At 34.8% G+C, this 19033-nt stretch carries 15 protein-coding genes; 10 read left to right on the top strand and 5 right to left on the bottom strand.

The window, feature by feature from the left end; all coding sequences use genetic code 11:
- Positions 1-54: 54 nt before the first annotated feature.
- Positions 55-4176: a hybrid sensor histidine kinase/response regulator transcription factor gene (locus K5G00_RS26665; RefSeq protein ID WP_238769543.1), complete on the bottom strand. Its 4122-nt coding sequence runs from the start codon at positions 4174-4176 to the stop codon at positions 55-57.
- 383 nt (positions 4177-4559) lie between these two features.
- Between K5G00_RS26665 and K5G00_RS26660 the strand changes: the two genes are divergently transcribed.
- The 9 genes from K5G00_RS26660 to K5G00_RS26620 all read left to right on the top strand — a co-directional run bounded on the left by K5G00_RS26660 (position 4560) and on the right by K5G00_RS26620 (position 12002).
- Positions 4560-5174: a porin family protein gene (locus K5G00_RS26660; RefSeq protein WP_238769542.1), complete on the top strand. Its 615-nt coding sequence runs from the start codon at positions 4560-4562 to the stop codon at positions 5172-5174.
- A gap of 133 nt (positions 5175-5307) precedes the next feature.
- Positions 5308-6429: an RNA polymerase sigma factor gene (locus K5G00_RS26655; RefSeq protein ID WP_238769541.1), complete on the top strand. Its 1122-nt coding sequence runs from the start codon at positions 5308-5310 to the stop codon at positions 6427-6429.
- Between the two features lie 304 nt (positions 6430-6733).
- Complete coding sequence (locus tag K5G00_RS26650) at positions 6734-7531, top strand: hypothetical protein (RefSeq protein WP_238769540.1); 798 nt, start codon at positions 6734-6736, stop codon at positions 7529-7531.
- Between the two features lie 204 nt (positions 7532-7735).
- Positions 7736-8512, top strand: coding sequence for a class I SAM-dependent methyltransferase (locus tag K5G00_RS26645; protein ID WP_238769539.1), 777 nt, complete (start codon positions 7736-7738; stop codon positions 8510-8512).
- An 82-nt stretch (positions 8513-8594) separates the two neighbouring features.
- Positions 8595-8882 carry a hypothetical protein gene (locus tag K5G00_RS26640; protein ID WP_238769538.1) on the top strand — a complete coding sequence of 96 codons (288 nt, stop codon included), beginning with the start codon at positions 8595-8597 and terminating at the stop codon, positions 8880-8882.
- 436 nt (positions 8883-9318) lie between these two features.
- Positions 9319-9894 (top strand): Crp/Fnr family transcriptional regulator, encoded by a 576-nt coding sequence (locus tag K5G00_RS26635; RefSeq protein WP_238769537.1) that lies wholly within the window; start codon positions 9319-9321, stop codon positions 9892-9894.
- 69 nt (positions 9895-9963) lie between these two features.
- Positions 9964-11073, top strand: coding sequence for a TlpA disulfide reductase family protein (locus K5G00_RS26630; protein ID WP_238769536.1), 1110 nt, complete (start codon positions 9964-9966; stop codon positions 11071-11073).
- A 46-nt stretch (positions 11074-11119) separates the two neighbouring features.
- Positions 11120-11578 carry a GNAT family N-acetyltransferase gene (locus K5G00_RS26625; protein ID WP_238769535.1) on the top strand — a complete coding sequence of 153 codons (459 nt, stop codon included), beginning with the start codon at positions 11120-11122 and terminating at the stop codon, positions 11576-11578.
- Positions 11544-12002: a carboxymuconolactone decarboxylase family protein gene (locus K5G00_RS26620; protein ID WP_238769534.1), complete on the top strand. Its 459-nt coding sequence runs from the start codon at positions 11544-11546 to the stop codon at positions 12000-12002. The genes K5G00_RS26625 and K5G00_RS26620 overlap by 35 nt, the downstream gene beginning before the upstream one ends.
- Positions 12003-12170: 168 nt before the next feature.
- On the opposite strand, the gene K5G00_RS26615 is transcribed toward K5G00_RS26620, so the two are convergent.
- From K5G00_RS26615 to K5G00_RS26600, 4 genes are all read right to left on the bottom strand, one after another.
- Complete coding sequence (locus K5G00_RS26615; protein WP_238769533.1) at positions 12171-13973, bottom strand: STN domain-containing protein; 1803 nt, start codon at positions 13971-13973, stop codon at positions 12171-12173.
- 61 nt (positions 13974-14034) lie between these two features.
- Positions 14035-14991, bottom strand: a complete 957-nt coding sequence (locus K5G00_RS26610) for a FecR family protein (protein WP_238769532.1) — start codon at positions 14989-14991, stop codon at positions 14035-14037.
- Between the two features lie 3 nt (positions 14992-14994).
- Positions 14995-15582, bottom strand: coding sequence for an RNA polymerase sigma-70 factor (locus K5G00_RS26605; RefSeq protein ID WP_238769531.1), 588 nt, complete (start codon positions 15580-15582; stop codon positions 14995-14997).
- Between the two features lie 95 nt (positions 15583-15677).
- Positions 15678-16730: an LA_2272 family surface repeat-containing protein gene (locus tag K5G00_RS26600; RefSeq protein ID WP_238769530.1), complete on the bottom strand. Its 1053-nt coding sequence runs from the start codon at positions 16728-16730 to the stop codon at positions 15678-15680.
- A 712-nt stretch (positions 16731-17442) separates the two neighbouring features.
- Between K5G00_RS26600 and K5G00_RS26595 the strand changes: the two genes are divergently transcribed.
- Positions 17443-18471, top strand: coding sequence for a serine hydrolase domain-containing protein (locus K5G00_RS26595; RefSeq protein WP_238769529.1), 1029 nt, complete (start codon positions 17443-17445; stop codon positions 18469-18471).
- The last annotated feature ends 562 nt before the right edge of the window (positions 18472-19033 follow it).

The raw sequence follows: 19033 nt of genomic DNA, 5'->3' as shown, positions 1-19033 counted from the left end.
AGTGCTTGTTTTTTCTAGGGAAAGATGGAACGAAGGGTTAGCAGACTGAGTGTATCAAACTTCTTTCAGGATATTTTCCGAACCTGATTGCTTGTTTCTAATTATATATTCAGAAGCACTCATTCCATACTCACGTTTGAAACACTTCCGGAAATGTGACAAATCTTTAAAGCCGACACCATAAGCCACTTCCGAAACATTTATTTTGTTCTGAACTAAAAGTTGAGCAGCTCTTTTTAGCCTTATATTACGAATAAATTCTTTTACCGTCATATCGGTCAAGGCATGTATTTTACGGTACAACTGCATTCTACTGACACCTATCAATTTGGCAAAACTCTCAATATCTAAATCACTGTTTGAAATATTAGACTCAATTAAATCAATTGCTTTTTGAAGAAAACGTTCATCAGGAGATGATATTTCAACATTTCTGGGTTCAAGAAAAACAGTTCGCATAAATTTTTGCTTCAGTGATTCACGAATCGAAAGTACATTTTCAACCTTTGCCTGCAAAACAGATAAATCAAAAGGCTTTGTAATAAAATCATCTGCCCCGGTTGTTAATCCTTTTATTTCATTTTCCCTTGAGTGTAATGCAGTTAGCATCAGCACAGGTATATGCGAAGTTCGTTCATCATTTTTAAGTCGTTTGCAAAGCTCATAACCGTCAGAAACAGGCATTAAAATATCGCTTATAATGATGTCGGGAACAATTTCCAAAGCCATTTGCCACCCTTCCTCTCCATCCTTTGCTTCAATAATTTTATAGGTAGAGATAAAGTGCCCGGATATAAATTTCCTAACATCTGCATTGTCTTCAACAATTAGCATGATCTTGGAATTTAACGTACTAATTCCATCCCCCTCAGTTTCAAAAAAAGGTTCGGTAAGATGTAGATCTTCATTTGTCTCGTTTCTGACGTCTATTGGTCTTTCCTGTATGCTGGAATAATAAGGTATCCTTATCGTAAATTTTGTTCCTTTACCTTGTTTACTGTTTACAAAAACGTCTCCTTTGTGTATATCAACCAGTTCTTTTACTAATGCCAGGCCTATTCCAAAACCATGATTTTCATCTTCAGCATTAGATTGAAAAAAACGTTGAAAAATCTTATTAAGGTTGTTTTCAGGAATCCCCTTTCCTGTGTCTTTTACTGTAATCTCTATAAATTGTTTTTCTTTTTCTGTTTCATTAAAATCATTATTATTTGAATCGAAAACCAGTGACAGATTTACCGTAATTGCACCACCCTGTGCAGTGTACTTAAATGCATTGGAAAGAAGGTTATCCAGTATTTTTTCAACTTTATCCGGATCAAAAGCTGCATTTAAGCTTTTTTTAAGGGTATTGAATTTTAACGTAACTTCTTTTTCTTCAGCAAATTTATTAAAGGAATTAACTATTTTTCTCGTAAAATCTACAATATCAGCTTCGGTTAAATTCAGCTTTAACTTTCCTGTTTGGAGCTTTCTGAAATCAAGAAGCTGACTAATTAATTTATCCAGTTTCTCAGCATTGCGAAGCATCAGATATAGGTTCTCCTTTACTTCTTCTTTGGAATAATCTTGCTGGATTAATTTATTAAGCGGGCCCAATATCAACGTTAGCGGTGTTCTTACTTCGTGCGAGATATTAGTGAAGAATTTTAATTTCATCATATCTATCTCATGCAGTTTACGTGCATTTACCTTTTCCAAAACAAGTTGATGCTTTATCTTTTCACGATTTAAAAAAAACTGTATAATAATATAAATCAATGAAACAGTAAGTACCATAAGTATGCCCAAAAACCATGATGTCTTCCAATAAGGAGGTAAAACAGTGATTTTTAACTGCAATTCATTTGTTTCTTTTCCTATACCAGGCAGAAACCGTTTTATTCTTAAAACATAATCCCCGGGATTTAAATTGGTATAGGTAGCCGAGCGTATTTTACTTGGCTCGTTCCAGTCTGCGTTAAATCCTTCCAATTTATATGTATAAAGATTCTTATCAACAGCTACGTAATTTAAAGCTGCAAATTCAAGCGTAAACACATCCTGATTGTAGTTTAAAACCAGATGTTCAGTTTCGGATATACTTTTTTCAAGTACAGCGTCTTTTTCATCGCTAATTGGGACGGATTTGTTAAATATTTTAAAATCAGTGAATACCAAGGGAATATCTGGATCTTCTGACTCAATTTCAGCTGGATTAAAAATATTAAAGCCTGATACCGAACCAAAAAGCAGCTCACCTGATTTATTTTTAAATGAAGACTGGTAGCAAAATTGATTGTTAGTCAAACCGTCCTTACTGGTAAAATTTCTGAAAAAACCTTTTTCCGGGTCGAATTTCGATAATCCGTTTGTCGTACTAATCCATAAATTATTTTTACTATCTTCTTCTATACATAACGCTTCGTTATTGGGCAATCCGTTCGTTTCATTTAAATATGTTAAAGGTCCTTTGGCGGCGGTGTATATTGCAATGCCTTTTCCTCGCGTCGCGATCCATATTCTATTTTTTGAATCTTCATACATGGATCTTGAGCGTTCGAAATACCGCTTAATTGTATTTTCTGTAGGATTATATATAATAACCTCGTTTAAACTACCGAACCACATATTATCATTTGAATCGATTTCTACCCAGAAAACTGACTCATCACCGTTTATTTGCGGGTAATGAAGAAAAGAATTCGATGCTTCTAAATATTTATCGACTCCCCCCGATGACGCAACCCATATTTCACCATTTTCGTCAAGACAAATATCCCAAACTTCATCACTCGATATTGTTCCGGGAATATCAGGATTATGTTTAAAATGAGAGATTTTCCCTGTTTCCAAGTTAACAACATCTACACCACCGAGAAAAGTACCAACCCATAGGTTACCTTTCCCATCTGCTTCAAATGCTTTAATACAATTTTGCGAGATTGAGTTGCTGTTTCCCTTCTCGTGTTTCAAATACTCATAAGTTCCTGTTTCAGGATTATATATATTAATTCCTCCATCTTCGGTACCAACCCATATATTTTCATCTTCATCAATCCACAATGCATAAACGCTACTACTGTTAAGGTAATGCTTATCTCCGGGGAAAGCCGTAAAACTATGAAAGACCTGCTTGCTTTTCGCAAGCAGGTTTAATCCTTTTCGTGTTCCAATCCATGTTTCTCCCTGTGTATCACAAAAAACATATTGAACTGAGTTATTTGACAAACTGGTTGGGTTTCGTTCATCGTGTCTGTAAAAACTGGTAACTCCGCGGCTTTTAGAATAAACGTAAAGGCCAGCACGGGTGCCAATCCAGTATTCATCATAAGCTCCTTTTGTTATGGCACGCACCAATTCTGATCGCTCAACATTCGGACTAAGTTCTATTTTTGTTAATTTTTTTGATTCCGCATCTATTAAAAAAGCACCGGATGAGTAGGTCCCGATCCAAATAAAACCTTCTTCGTCAACATAAATTTCCTCTATTTGCTTGTTCTGATTTTCGCCAAAGGGAAGTTCAAAAGGTTCAATCAAATTGGTAGAAGGATTATAAAAAAAAATACCGTTATTGGTACCAATCCACAATGTCTCGTTTTTGTCAAAACGTAAATTACGAATAAAGTTCTGTTCAAAAATTTTCCCGGAATCAGAATATTTTGGACTTACAGCAGACAGTAATCCGGCTGTGTCAATAACAAAAATATTAAATTCAGTTCCTATCCATGTATTCCCATATCGATCTTTTTCGATTGCATTTACAGAAACGTCTCTGTCAATAAGTTTCTCATAAGCTTTATATGACTGGGAAAACCGTTCTTTTTCCCGATCGAAAATATTTAATCCTCCGTGTTCAGTTCCAACCAGCAAATTCCCGTCTTTATCTTCGGTTATTACCCGAACCAGGTTGCCATTCAAACTATTTGTGTCATCAGAATTAGGTATAAAATTTTCAAAGTTATATCCGTCGAATCTGCTCAGCCCCTGACTTGTACCTATCCACAGCCACCCTTTACTATCTTGATAAATACACTGAATCTGGTTATTGGGCAACCCATTTTCCTGGAAAAAAATATCGAAACTAATTTCTGAATTTAGGGAAAATGCAAAAAATGGAATGAAAAACTGAATAACTCCAACCAATAAAAGCTCCCGGTGTACGTATTGATATCCTATAAACCTTAAAAGCCTCATTTACAATACTTATAATTAAATACACAAATAACGTTATTTTGACAAAACAATCAAGTTAGGCCACTTTGTTTAAATAAAAATGGGAAAATTGACCCGCATTTTGTTACAAAATGCAAAAACAACCAACAATTAAGATTGCTTTTCAGGGGCCTGGCACCGAAATGAATTCCAACACTTCTTTAATTTTATTTACTGTGATTCTTTCAAATAGCGAGTGAAAGAAGAGTTGCTATGAAGCCATCACACTCCCTGTAGTCTCTTATTTTTTCGTTCTAATAACGGTCAATTAAAAATCGGGAAGCTCCTGAAGATATGACAATAATTTTTACTGCAATATTTAGAACAAATTGTCGTTAATCGAAACAACAAATTAAGCATATGTTATGAAAAAAATATTGATTCTTTTTCTAATGACCTTTTTTCTTTTTCAGGGATATTCACAAAATTTCAACTACGGAATTGGCTCAGGTATAAATTATACAGGCCTCGTCATGAATAATATTCCCGGGGGAGATTCTGATTACAAGATAGGAATGCATTTTAATGCAATCCTTAAATCTCAACTTAGCGATAAATTATGGATTAGATATGAACCGGGTTATACTTTGAAAGGAACAAAACTGAGCTCCTCAATTTATCCTGATAACCGAATCAACCTTAGCTATTTAGTTTTACCTGTTGTTTTTGAATTTTCGCCTTTCGAACAATTTTCAGCTTTGTTTGGCCCCGAAGGTTCATTCCGAATAGCAGCGAAATCAAAAAATGGAAGTAATTCTTCCGATGTAAAATCAATTTATGATAGTAAAATTGATTTAGGAGTTGTTGCCGGAGTTTCTTATCACATTATTGACAACTTAGCTCTTGAATTAAGATATAACAGGGGTTTTATTTCAACAATAAAGGATTTAACGTTTACTGATGAATATGGCAATAGTGGAGGTAAAGCGAGGCTGTATAACCATGGAATGACTTTTTCGGTAGTTTATTTTTTAAAGTGATGATTATTAGTCCTTCTTTTTGATTCTTATTCTAATAGATAAATTGTTATAAACAACCATCTTATTTTTAAATAATGTGATATTTTAAAAAACTCCATGCAACGTTTTCGGTGTTTTTGAATCATAATAAAAAATGAAGGCAGATAATTATCAGCTAATAGAAAACTGTAAGAGTGGCGATGTTCAGGCAAGGGAGTGGCTATACAAACGTTATGCTCCTGTATTGCTGGGTGTTTGCGTGCGGTATCTTGGTGGTCGGGCACAGGGAGAAGATATTTTGCATGAGAGTTTTATTACTATTTTTTCTAAAATCGCACAACTAAAAGAAAATGCTGCATTGGAAGGGTGGATGAGAAAAGTTGTTGTAAATACTGCTTTAAAGCACCTTCGAAAAGAAAATATAACTTATAATATAGATGAAGTTAGAGAAACAAGTTTCGATTCTTTTGAAAGAAACAATTCGTCTGATATCAAAGAGCGAGTTCTGAAATCAAATGTTTCGCAAGATGACATTTTAAAGATAATCAGAGAGTTACCCCTTGGATACCGGACCATTTTTAATCTTTATGCCATTGAAAATTTCAGGCATAAAGAAATTGCCAAAGAACTTGGTATTTCAGAAGGCACATCACGGTCGCAATTACTAAGAGCCAGAAGTTTGATTCAAAAAAAAATATATGAGTTAGTTGAAAAAGATGGGAAGTCGAAGAACAAAGAAAAAGTGTATTTCACATCAATATTGCTTGTTTTGAACGAGAAATTGGAATATATCGATACCCTGGTTGTTGATAAACTGAAAGACTACAACGTTACGCCTGGTCATCCTTTGAAAATTCCCTTATCAGGAAGTGATAAAATAATTGGCAAAATCAGTGGAAAGCTGATGTTCTTTGCCGGAAAAAAAATGCTGTGGATATTTAGTTACGTTATTGGAATTACAGGAATTTCGCTGCTGATATTTTTTTGCCAGAGCCAAAATACTGAAACACTGCCGCTCCCAGATTTTTCTGAACAGAGTGATTTTTCCCAGTATCCGGTTTCCACAGACCAGACTAGCACAACTCCGGGAGATATTTCGGCTGAAACTAACGAAATCAGTTCGTATGAATCCACAAATATTTCAAATGTTGACAATACACAAAAAGAAAATGACAAGACAGTTATTCAATCGAAAAAAGTTTGGGTACGTAAAAAGGTAATTAAAAAAAAGCAAGTCATTCTGGAGAGTCAAACCGCAAAAAACGATTCCATCTGATTTCTACTACTTTATAAAAAATGCATAGGAAAACCTTAAAATTATTATCCTCTACCTTACCCAGATTGTTCGTACTATTTGTTATTTCTCTTGCCTTTTTCAGGCTAGGTAATATCAGCGGAAACAACGGTTGTTATGCTGCAAATGATACCGTATGGGTTTATGATACTATCGTTGTTACGATACGGTCTGGGTTTACGACACCATTTATATCAACAGAGTCGTTCCTCCTGAAAAACTGCCTATACTTGATGCTGATTTTACGAGACTAAAAAAAGAAACTCGCAGAGGACAATCTGCTGGGATGCAAATTCAGAAAAAAACAATTCACGTGGAAACAGCGCCTGTAAAAAAAGAAAAAATAAAAAACGAGCGGACTGAACGCAGCATTCAAAATGCCCAAAGAAAAATGCGGTATCAATCGCAAAGACTAACTTTTGCGTCTAAAGGAAGCAAACTCGATACAAAATCTTTTTTAAGGGGAACTTTTAGTGTCGAGCTGGTTACCGGTCCGGTGCTTCAACAAACCAGTTATAAATATAACTTCAATACTCCACAAATTGATTCAATAAAGATCAATACTAGCGATTTGGTGGGTATCAAATATGGAATTCGCTTAAATTACCATGTTTTTCAAGTATCGTTTACTACAGGAATTGGTATAAGTCAATACAGGGAAAATATAAACAACCGAATCCTGGATGCCCCAACCTTGGATTCGCTTAGCGCTTTTAATCCAAAAAGCAATCATGTTCAATTAGAGATTCTGTTAGTTTTGGGTTATCATTGGAAATATCCTGCAACTGACTTTCGCCTTCAACTGGGTGCCATTAATCAATTCCATTTACATTCAAATGGACAAACATATACCGATTCGGGGACTTTGGATGTGGTTGAAAATGTTATGAATTTCACTTCTTACAAACTGGCTCTTTATGGCGGACTAACTGCCAGTTTCAAACTTTCAGAAGGAGTTTGGATTGGGGCTGGAGCCTATTATAAGTATCCGTTAAAAAAATTTGCTTCTGTTCAGGATATGGCAATTTATAAGCAATCTTATGGCGCAAATATTACGTTAAACTATCACTTTCAAAAGCGATAGATATTCCCTGCCAATCAATTATTTACTTTTCCATTCTTATCATAAATTTTCTTTTTTACGGGTTTTGTAAGGTATTTTTTAAAAAAAATAGTGCAACATAATTCCGCTATGCGATCTTAATAGCACACAAAAGCTCAATGCAGCGGTCATCGTTTGGCCCATCGAAAAAATTTAAGAGTATAGAAACATTAAATATATTTTGTCGTGATTAGTATTAGTGTTGTTCAAACTGCCGAAAGAGTTTCTCTAAGTCCATCGGATAATTTTGTTTTTCAGCGTTCGTTGCTGGCTTATAAAACAGCAGCCAAAATAATTTCTGGGAATGTGCTGGAAATAGGAACCGGAAGCGGTTATGGTATTGAAGAAATAGCGCCCAAATCAAAAGAATTCTGGACATTGGATAAACATTATATCCCGATTGATTACAAAAAGTATATAAATACCCGATTTATAAAAAACAAAGTGCCTCCTTTAACAAACATGCCCGATAATTATTTTGATTATGTCATCTGTTTTCAAGTAATTGAACATATTGAGAACAGCGAATTTTTATTAAATGAGATACACCGGGTACTTAAGGTGAATGGAAAACTAATTATTTCAACGCCTAACAAAAAAAAGTCACTCACTCGAAATCCCTGGCATATTAAAGAATATTCCGGGAATGAGTTTTTTAAGCTCCTATCTCAAAATTTCTCAGAGATTCGAATGAAAGGTGTTCACGGCAGTGAAAATGCAATGTTATATTATGAAAAAAATAAATTGTCGGTTGATCAAATTTTGAAGATTGATGTTTTGAAGCTAAACCAAATATTACCACGCTGGGTATTAAAAATCCCTTATGATTTGATGAACCGGATAAACAGGCTTTTGCTGTTGAATAACAACAGAAAACTGACAGATTCTATTACTTCAACAGACTATTTCATTGATGATTTTACTGAAGACTGTTTAGCTCTGTTCTTTATAGTCAGAAAATAGAAACTTAAAAAAGTGAGTAGTCAATAAGTTATACAAACTTACTAAACAAAGTAAACTACCAGATAAGAAATCAAACTGTTTTTTGAAAGAACAGCTAAGGAAGATAAAGAATCATCAATTAAGAAGAATTAATTTAAAGTATATAAATTATGCTCTTATTTCTCTGGATTTAGTTTTATTCTCCAAAAAACTCCTTAAGCCAATCATCGGCAAGGCCAGGATTCCAAATAATAAAGTTAACCAGGAAGTGTATGCAACACTTTTTGCAGCTATAAGCCATCCTCCAACAGTGGTTCTCCAAAAAATACCTAGATTACCGAATGATATGGCAAGGCTGTTAGCAAATTCCAGTGACTTGGGCACAGGCTAAATCATATAAGTAGAAACATTTAAAAAAACTTGGTAAATACAAAAATCCCCACAGACCTATTACAATAACTGTAGCTATAAAATTTTTCCCGGAGAAATGCAGTAATATGGGTATTTGAACTGTACCGGAAAAAAATCCGGCGGTTGTTTTCGTTACACTTTTATTCAACATTTTCCCGGCGGCCCAATTAGCCATAACCCCGACTATTCCATAAACAAACATCATATAACCAACCATTGTGTTATTCATATCTTTGGCTTTGTTCAGGTAATTAGGAGTTGATTCTGAACTGGCTCTAAGCACATTCGAATTTCATTACCAATCGGGTAAAAGTTAAACAATTCATTAGCAAAACATAAGGTCTTACAGTTTGTTGGTATATTGATAATTGGCTTTTTTAATCCAACAAATATTGGTAGTACAACTAACAAAATAGATGATTGAAAACCTGAAAGACCATATTGCTAATTTCATAAATATTAAAAATATTCAACTAACCTCTATTGGTAACTATTTTGAAATAAAAGAACTACCAAAGAAAAAACTGATTTTAGAAGAAGGAGAAATCTGTCGCGATTTATTTTTTGTAAATAAAGGATGTCTGCAAATATTCTATATGAAAAAAAACGGAACAGAACAAACCATCGATTTTGCATTGGAAAACTGGTGGACAACAGATTTTAATGCGTTTGCCAATAAAACACCATCAAAATTTTCTATTCGAACGATAGAGCCCTCTGAAATACTAATTTTAAATAAGTCTGCACAAAATAAACTTTTAGAATTTATTCCTGAACTGGAACGTTATTTTCATTTGGTATTTCAACGAGCGTATGCTGCTTCTCAGTATCGCATAAAGTTGCTTTATGAGCTTTCCCGCGAAGAATTATATCTGCACTTCCGTGATAATTTCCCGGATTTTATTCAACGGGTTCCTCAGTATCTGATTGCTTCATTTTTGGGTTTTACTCCTGAATATATGAGTGAAATCCGTAGGAAATATATTTCTTAAACCAACTTAAGTTTTTTGAATTCCCGGCGATATAGTTTTGCACGAAGTAATCATTTAAATCATTCAAAGATGAAAAGTGCAAATATCCTGCTTTTAATACTAATCATTATATCGGCCTGCAAACAAAAGGAGCATTTAATTATTGAAGGTACGTTCCCTGCTGAATGGGAAACGCAAAATGTACAATTAAGATTTCTTGATGAGGATCTGAACGACAGCACAATTATCGCCCATTCATCTGTTAAGAATAACCAATTCAGGATGAAAGGTTCGATAATGCATCCTGACTACGTGGTTTTACGGTTTGACAACGATAAATCGGTTTATCTCTTTCTGGAAAATACTACTACTAAAATTCGGTTTTCGCCCCAAACAGGTACTCCCATAATAAGTGGTTCTCCTTTAAATGATCAGTTAGCAACATTTAACGCGCAATTTGCTCCGTTCCGGCAAGAGTTACAAAAGGTGCGCGACGAGATTGTAAAAGCACGAAATCTGCAAAAAGACACCCCTGGTTTTCTAACCCGCAAAAGAGCTCAGATGGATACCATTATTCAGGAAATGGTGAAATGCCAAAAAGCATTTATCACAGAACACCCAAATTCTTTGGCGACAGCTTACATTTTAAGGATGTCGAAAACCGATTTGGAAATGCCTTTTGTGCAATCAGTGTACAGCAATTTTGATGGCGAAATCAAAAATTCTTCAATCGGGAAATCGCTAAAAAAACAAATTACAGCTCAAGAAAAAACAGCTCTGGGGAATTCATTTATCGACATTCGACTGGCAGATGTAAAGGGCAAAGAAATTGCAATTTCGGAGTTGGCGGAAGACCAGGAATATTTGCTTCTTGATTTTTGGGCTTCGTGGTGTGGCCCCTGCCGGCACGAGAATGACAACATGATTAAAATTTACAATCAATATCATTCAAAAGGATTGGAAATCGTAGGCATTTCTCTGGATGTAAATAAAGAAGCCTGGCAAAGAGCCATCAAAGAAGACCACATTACCTGGGCACAACTTTCTGACTTAAAAGGCTGGAACTCTCCCTTAGTTGCAAAATATGGTATTGAAGGAATTCCTTATACCGTGTTAGTCAATAAAGAAGGAAAAATTGTTGCCAAAGGGTTAAGGGCCGAAAACCTGAGAAATAAATTGGCAGAGGTGTTTAATAATTAAGAAAACTGCCAAATGAAAAATCTTCATCAATAATACGCAGTTCAAAATGATGATTATTCGAAAAGCAGAACTGTCTGATATAAAAGAGTTAACCCGGCTAATGATGGAACTCCGGACTTTTTACCAGCAAGAATCCAAGCCGGAAGAGTTACAAACTTTTATTAAAAGCAGAATTAATAATCGGGACAGTGTGATTTTTGTTGCTGAAGAAAACAATAAACTAGTTGGATATGTACAATTATTTCCATCATTTTCAACAATAAAATTGAGTGAAATTTGGGTACTGAACGACCTTTTTGTTCTGAAATCTTTTCGGGGAAAAGGCGTCGCATCCCAATTAGTAGATACTGTTTTGAAATTTTCGGAAAAAGGACAACGAAAACAAGTGTGGCTTTTAACAGGAAACGACAATAAAAAAGCACAGCGACTATACAAAAGAAAAGGATTTATCAATACAAAATTCAAACATTATGTCTTTAACATCAAAACATCAACAACGAATTAATATCAAAACATTGGAACCGGAGTGTTGGAAGTTAGTAATAGCTATCGAAAATTATTTAGCTAAAACCAGCTTAGATAAGAAACTAAGGGAGCTCATCAAAATCAGAGCTTCCCAAATCAACAAATGCGCTTTCTGCATCGATTTACATACAAAAGATGCCATTAAGTTTGGGGAATCAGAACGGAGAATATTTGCTTTGCCGGCTTGGAAGGAAAGCCCCTTGTTTTCGAATAAAGAACAAGCAGTTTTAAAATTAACGGAAGAAATTACAGAAATAAGCAAAGATGGAGTTTCTGACAAAACTTTTGAGACGATTCGCAAATACTTCAGCGAAAATGAAACGGCACAAATTATCATTGCCATTAATCATATGAACTTTTTAAACCGGGTGGCAGTTTCCACTAAGATGATGCATCCACACTGAGTGCTGCAGAAATAAAACGGTTAGCAAAAAATAAAGAGGCTGGCAAAAATATGACTTCGTATCCTGTTGAGTTCGACTAAAGTAATTAGTGTCAATTGCCTCCTTAAGGTTTATAAAAAGATTCAATCTTTCCTTTTCTCAATCTTAGCCAATTGTATTTTAATAATATCAATGCTGATTTGATAGTTGTATGCCCAGAAACCATCCGGCCCAAAAATTATTTTTCCCGTTTTGTAACGCCTTGTTAATGTAGTTGTTGCTTTCACTAAGTTCTTTTGCCGTTGTGTCATTAATATCTTCGGGAATAAAGTAATTTCCTGAAACACCGCCTGTCAGTTTCAGGTGGTTAAATAATTGGTAGTTTAAAGCCATTCGCATGCTCAATTTTGTTCCTTGGAAAGTAAATTTTTGGGAGTCGTTGATTGAAGTACTAATGATATCAGAGCTAATTCCTATTTTATTTTTAATTGCGAAGTTCCTTCCAAAACCATAGCCAAAACCAATCTTTTCGTTGCCTGCAACTACATTTATAATGGAATAAAATTTAGGGTTTCCGGTTTTTAAATTAACTTCTACCGGAAAGCTTTCAGAATGTAGAAAATCAAGGGAATAATTTCCATGCTTTACAATATTTATCAATCCTATCTGGAACCCGGAATGTATGGTGTCAGCAACATTTATAAGTCCGAATTGAAGGCCATGCAGCGTTTTTGTTTTATTCATTAATGCCGTTATTTGCACCCCTTTCAAATCTGCCTTATTCTGGTTTATTGTCCCGGAAATTTGTGCCCCGTTTGTTGAAACACTCTCGTTGTATGCACCTGCCAACTGTAATCCTTTTACTGTATTTTCGGAGATATTTGCCAATCCTGCGATTTGAGCGCCTGAAACTTCATCATAATTCATATTCAGCACTCCACTGATTTGTGCCCCGACCAATTTTTCTTTGGCAATGTTTAAAACACCTCCTGTTTGTGTCCCGTTTATGTTTTTATAAGCCATATTAAATACGCCACTAATTTGCCCGCCGCGGATGTTTCCCTGGAGAGTATTGTATACCCCACTTACTTGAAACCCGGAAACATTACTGAAATCGTTTGTATAAACTCCCGAGAATTGTATTCCGTGTACATCTCCCAAAACAATGTTGGCAACACCTGCCGCCTGAAATCCCTTCGCTTCTTTTTGAATAATATTAGCTATTCCTCCAAATTCGGCACCTTTTAGTCCTTTGGAATAGCCTGCCAACATATTTAGCGAAACGTTGTTTACGCGCAGTCCTTTTACAAAAGAGTTGGTTCCTACTTTTGGCAAAAAAGAAAGTTGCACCGGCATTACTTTTTCAGTGTTTAAATGAGATGCATAAATGGCTTCTGATGGGACAAACTTTCGTACCAGCGACAAGCTTTCAAATTTCTTTTCTTTTAGTCGGAATTCTGCCGCCTCAGTGCCTTTTGGAATCATGGCAAAAGGCGATTCTCTTTTGTACAGGCTAAGCTGAATATTTTGCGATCCGGAGCCAACATAAATTACAGTATCATTATAAAACGGGCGGCTGACATAAAGCCCAATATTTTTGTTGTTGGTATTAAAATCAAACGAAAATGAACCATCTCCCTGGCTAATGACAAGTTGTTCATTTTCGGGATCGTAAACAATTACAGAATCCAGCGGAGCATTCGTGTCATCAGCAATTCGTCCGGAAATTTGAAAGTTACTTTGAGTGCTGCTTTTTGAAACTTCATTTATAATGATGTGATTTTCTACCTGGCGGAAAGTAACCTGATTTTGAAATAATTTTTTTAAAGCATCTTCAACTTTTATGTTTTGGACAGAAAGTGATACTTTTCTACTTTCGTTAATATTGTCGGGATTATAGGCAAAAAAGAAATTACCCTGTTGTTCTATGTCTTTTAGTATTTCGCTAATATTCCCATTCTGAACATTCAGATTAATGCGAATATTCAGCAAATTTTGTGTTTTTGCTGCCAGGGTTAAAAACAAAAAGCTCAGAAAAAATAGCAGGAAATACTTAATTCTCACTTTCTAATGTAATATAATATTCGTTGTTTAACTCGTTAAATTTCAATCCGTAAGTTTGGGTAATTACATTTAGTATTTCATCAATACTGTTATTTTTAAACTGAGATGTAAAAAGTGAATTTGCATTCACTTGTTTATCAATATTTATTTGGGTCGAATAGCAATGTTCCAGATTTAAGAATACCTCTTTTAGTGGTATATTGTTAAAAATAAGTGTTTGGTTAATGTTGAAAAACTCCGCTGGTTTTTGAGTTATTCCGCTAATTGGTTTTTCGGAAGCGGGGATAAAACCACTTTCTCCTTTTCTGAGAACCAGTGAACTCACATTTTCTTTGGCGAGTTCTACTATGCCGGATAAAACATTCACATAAACACCATCGTTTTTAACCACATCCACATTAAATTGTGTCCCCAATACCTCAACGTTTCCATAAAGGGTTTCAACTATAAATTTTTGTGTTGTGTCTCTTTTTACATGGAAAAATGCTTTCCCTTTCAGTTTTGCAGTTCTTGTCTCTGTTTTTGTGTTGAAAAAATAATCTAGTTGTGAATTATTGGAGAGAATCACTTCTGTTCCATCAGGTAAGATTTGCTTCTGTGATATGCTTTTCGCTGTAAATGTAGTTGTATTATATTTTTCGGGAACAAAAATAAAGAAGGCGATAATAAGAATAGCGGCAATTGCTCCGATGTACGGGAGTAAAACTTTATACGTAGGAGTGTGTATTTGTTTCTCCATTTTTTCCCATGCTGCGTCTGGATTTGCGCGCTTTGTTTCATCACTTGTGCTATTTTGCCAAAGTGCAGCAAAGCTTTCGAAATATGCCTGGTTTTCTTCCGAACTTTCAATCCATTCAGCAACAGCTTCCTGTTCGGCAAATGTAGCTTCTCCCAAAAGAAATTTGGTTAATAAAGTATCGTCGATATGTTTCGCCGGATTATTCACATTTTAGTTATTTCTCTGTTTACTCATTATTTTCTGTGCTTTAAAAATCAAGTTAAACAAAACCAAAGGGAACTCACCCGATAAATCTTTGCGTAAACTGGCCAGTGCTTTTCCCATTTGATTTTCAACAGTTTTTATCGAAATATCCAGTTTTTCTGCAATTTCTTTATATTTCAATTCATCCATCCTGCTCATAAGAAAAATTCTGCGGCGCTCGGTCGGTAAATTATTAATTGCCGATTGAATTTTTGCATTTAATTCTTCTCCAACCACTTGGTCCTCTATACTTCTTTCAGTGTAATTATTCCCGTTATTATTTAGCTTTTCGTATTCTCTTTTTACTTTTTGATGTTTTATATCGTTTAATGCAGTATTCCGAACTGCGCTGTATAAATACGCTTTAACTGAAGAGTCTATTTTTATTTTTCGTTTATCTGTCCAGAGCCTTGAAAATACCTCCTGAACAATGTCTTCACTTAAACTGTAATCAGCAACAAAACCATAGCAGTAAGCGCACAATGCTGAATAATGCTTTTTAAACAAAATTTCAAAACCAGATTTTGTATGCCATTTGGTATCGGTAGCTCTCATTCAGGAAGATTGTAGCTGCAAAATAAATAATTCTACTTTGAAATATTTATCAAGAAATAGAAATATCTGTTGCAGCTACTAACATTTTGTTCCTTTTAAAGTTTAATAACCAATCCTGCGTTTGCCCCTATCCACAGCGAAGTTATATGATTGTCGCTTTTTGCTTCAACAATGGAATAAGGTACACGAAAGGCATCGTTCTTCTTGGTCTTGTTTTTATCTTCAATAAAACAATTAAATGTAGGGCCAAATTTCAATGCTAAACGGTCTGTTATTTCATACTGATAGCTTAAATTGACCTGGCTCAGAATATCATCGATGTATTTGAAATCATTTTCAAAAAACTGAATGCTGAGTACTTCCAGATTGATTTTGTTTTTTGCTCCAATATTGAAGAATGTTCCCAATCCACCGCCCAGGCTATAGAATTGAGTACTGTTTCGGAAACCAATGCCCATACGAAAAATGGTATATAATTTTTCAACCCCCATTTTATACGAAACATTGGTAAATAGCTTTTCGTCGGTTGAAAGTTCCAGTGCATAATACCCATTCTTATAAATATTTATAACCCCCAGTGGTAAAATGGAATCCCCGTCATTTTCTCCAACGTTAACAACGCCCAGTTGAAAACCTTTTCCTTTTTTCGTGAAATTTACGACTCCTATTTGTGCTCCGTTTAGTTGTTCCGAAGCAATGTTAATAGTTGATAATTGTAATCCTTTTATTGTTTTAGACTGGTTTATTACCCCAGAAATTATAGCACCGTTTGCCTCTTCTCTGGCAATATTTGCAACTCCTGAAAGACTCAAGCCTTCCATTGCCTTGCTGCTGTTTATTACGCCTGAAATAATTCCCCCGGAACTGTTTTGTGTGGTAAGATTAAAAACACCTGCCAGTTGAAAACCGTTCACACTTCCTTTAACAACGTTACCAACAGAACCCAATTCAAATCCGTTAACTCCACCGTTGATTCCATAAATGGTGTTAAAGGAAAACTTATAGCTGTAATCAATTGAATTATGCCCGGAAGAACCAATGGGATAAAAAAATGTAAATTGGGCTCTTCTTTCGTTTTGAGCCTGTGTCTTGTTTATTATAAAAAAGGCCAGGAACAAAGTTGTCAATAAAAAATAAATTCTTTTCATTACTAGTTTTTTTTAATTGTTCACTATAAAATTGTTTTTACGATGCGTGGACAACTTCCTTCGAAAATACCCCTATCGGAAAGAATATTATTTTATTCCGTTTTTTTGTGAAATGAGTTTCTTAAACCTTAAAAGCTGATTGTGAGAGTGACGAAACCTAATGATTATTCTCCTAAAAGAAAAAAGTAAAAACACCAGGCCATTAGAAAATGTATGAACTAAAATATTTTTAGCGGATAACTTACACGAAACTCAATACAAATCAAGCTCATGGGGCATTATAACAACAAGGGATTATTAGTTTTTGTAATAATATTCGTGGCTAACACTTTTATTTAGACGCCTTATTTTCTTCGTTCAGAAAGAGTAAAGATGACATTTAACAAAAAATGGAAGAAATTGCATATTGAAGTTACAAATGGTTCTGCTTTGCAGAGAGAAGAATCGAATGCCGATAAACATTTCCAAAATTAAAATTCTATGTATACCAATTTCTATTTTCCAGTGCATTTACTATTAATAACAAGCCTTTTTCCGACCTTTTTTTGTCTGTGTTTTACAAAAACAATACAGAAGTATTTGCAGTGAAACAAAATTTTTACCTGTTTAACAACGGTTAATCAAACCTGGAATGGTAATTTTAAAAAAATAATCTTTAAAATGGAGTTTTTGCACAGACTGCCGTTATGGCTAATTTTAAGAAACACTCATTATGAAAAAGAAAAAAGCTAAACTTATTATTAAAATATTCTTGTTTACAGGAACGGTTATCTCCTTGTTTTTTGTACCATGGATTTTGGTCAAAGCCTGGATATTGCCGCTGCCTGATTCAATTCAGGAACAGTTAGATGAAGCCATTAACCTGGGATTTGTTGGCATTATTGTTTATGTTGACGAAGCTGGCGAGCAACCCGCGTTTTTTTCCGCTGGTTTGCACAACCGCGAAAACAAAATACCCGCTAATCCACACGCATTATTTAAAATTGGTAGTATTAGTAAACTTTACACTGCTGTCGCTGTCACAAAATTAGTTAGCGACGGACATTTGTCTCTCGATAAAACGTTGGCTGATTACTTACCTGAGCTTAAAGGGAAAATTGAAAATGCTGAAAAAATTACCTTGAGAATGATGGTACAACATCGTAGTGGCATACCTAATTACACCGACACTCCGAATTATTGGGCAACTCCGCCAAAAAGCAACAAAGAAAATCTTGAATTAATTTTTAATTTACCTGCTGATTTTGAGCCCGGTAAAAAGTATAAATATAATAATACGAATTATTTGTTGCTTTCCGAAATTACGAATAAAATTCTGGGATATCCTCGTTTTGAGTTCATTCAGAAAGAAATTCTAGACCGACTGAATCTAAAAAATACTTTCCAATCAGTTAATGATGTTAATATAAATGATGTGATGAGCGGCTATCATGTTGGATATCCACTGGATTTAAAAACTGACAATCGAGGAATGGTAGCATCAGCAGAAGATGTTGGCATATTTTTGCGTGCGTTAAACGATGGAACACTGTTTGATGATGGTGAACAGGAAATCTATTCCTCAATTTATGAGTATGAACACAAAGGGTGGGTTCCCGGATATCAAAGCATCGCCAAATACCACAAAGATATTGATGCTGTGGTTATTCAATTTACGAATACGACTGATCCTAAACTATATAACTGGAATTTAGCAAATATTGAATATAGTCGTTTATTGAAATTAATAAGAAAAAACTAGCCACAACACTAATCTGAGGCAAAAGCAAGTTTTTTAAGTAAAAAATCTCGGAAGTTAAAAATTACCGATAAATATCGTCCAGGAAAGCATATTCAACAGTTTCAAACAATATTATTTTCCAGTCCTTTTCCCTCTCAATCCTTGTAGATACCACATGAAAATGCACTTACTCCAAATCCTGTATTTATACACAAAGTACGGTTGATTGCCATATCACGTATTCCATACATATTTCCGGTTTCTTTTTGGATTGTGACATTAACTGTGTGTACAAAATAAAAGGTGATTTAAATCTAACAAAAAACCCAGCTCACCTAATAGCCCGCACACCTTATAATATTTTATTATGAACAACTTAAAACAGAAAACCGCGACAGGGCGCGCTTAACTTTTCCGCAGGGCGACGAATATTTTTGACCGGGTTTAATGAATGGCAGACCAAGCTGATTTTCCATTCGGAATAAATGCGGTAGTTATTTAATCTGACAGCCAAATATTACAAAACAAAATTTCCTGACTCAATCAAATTTTCATAAAGCTAAATCATTAAATTTTGAAAAAT

It is taken from the genome of Maribellus maritimus (genome assembly GCF_022267315.1).
Lineage (GTDB): Bacteria > Bacteroidota > Bacteroidia > Bacteroidales > Prolixibacteraceae > Draconibacterium > Draconibacterium maritimum.
Note: the sequence above shows the minus strand (reverse complement) of the source record. Positions and strands in the feature narration are given on the sequence as shown.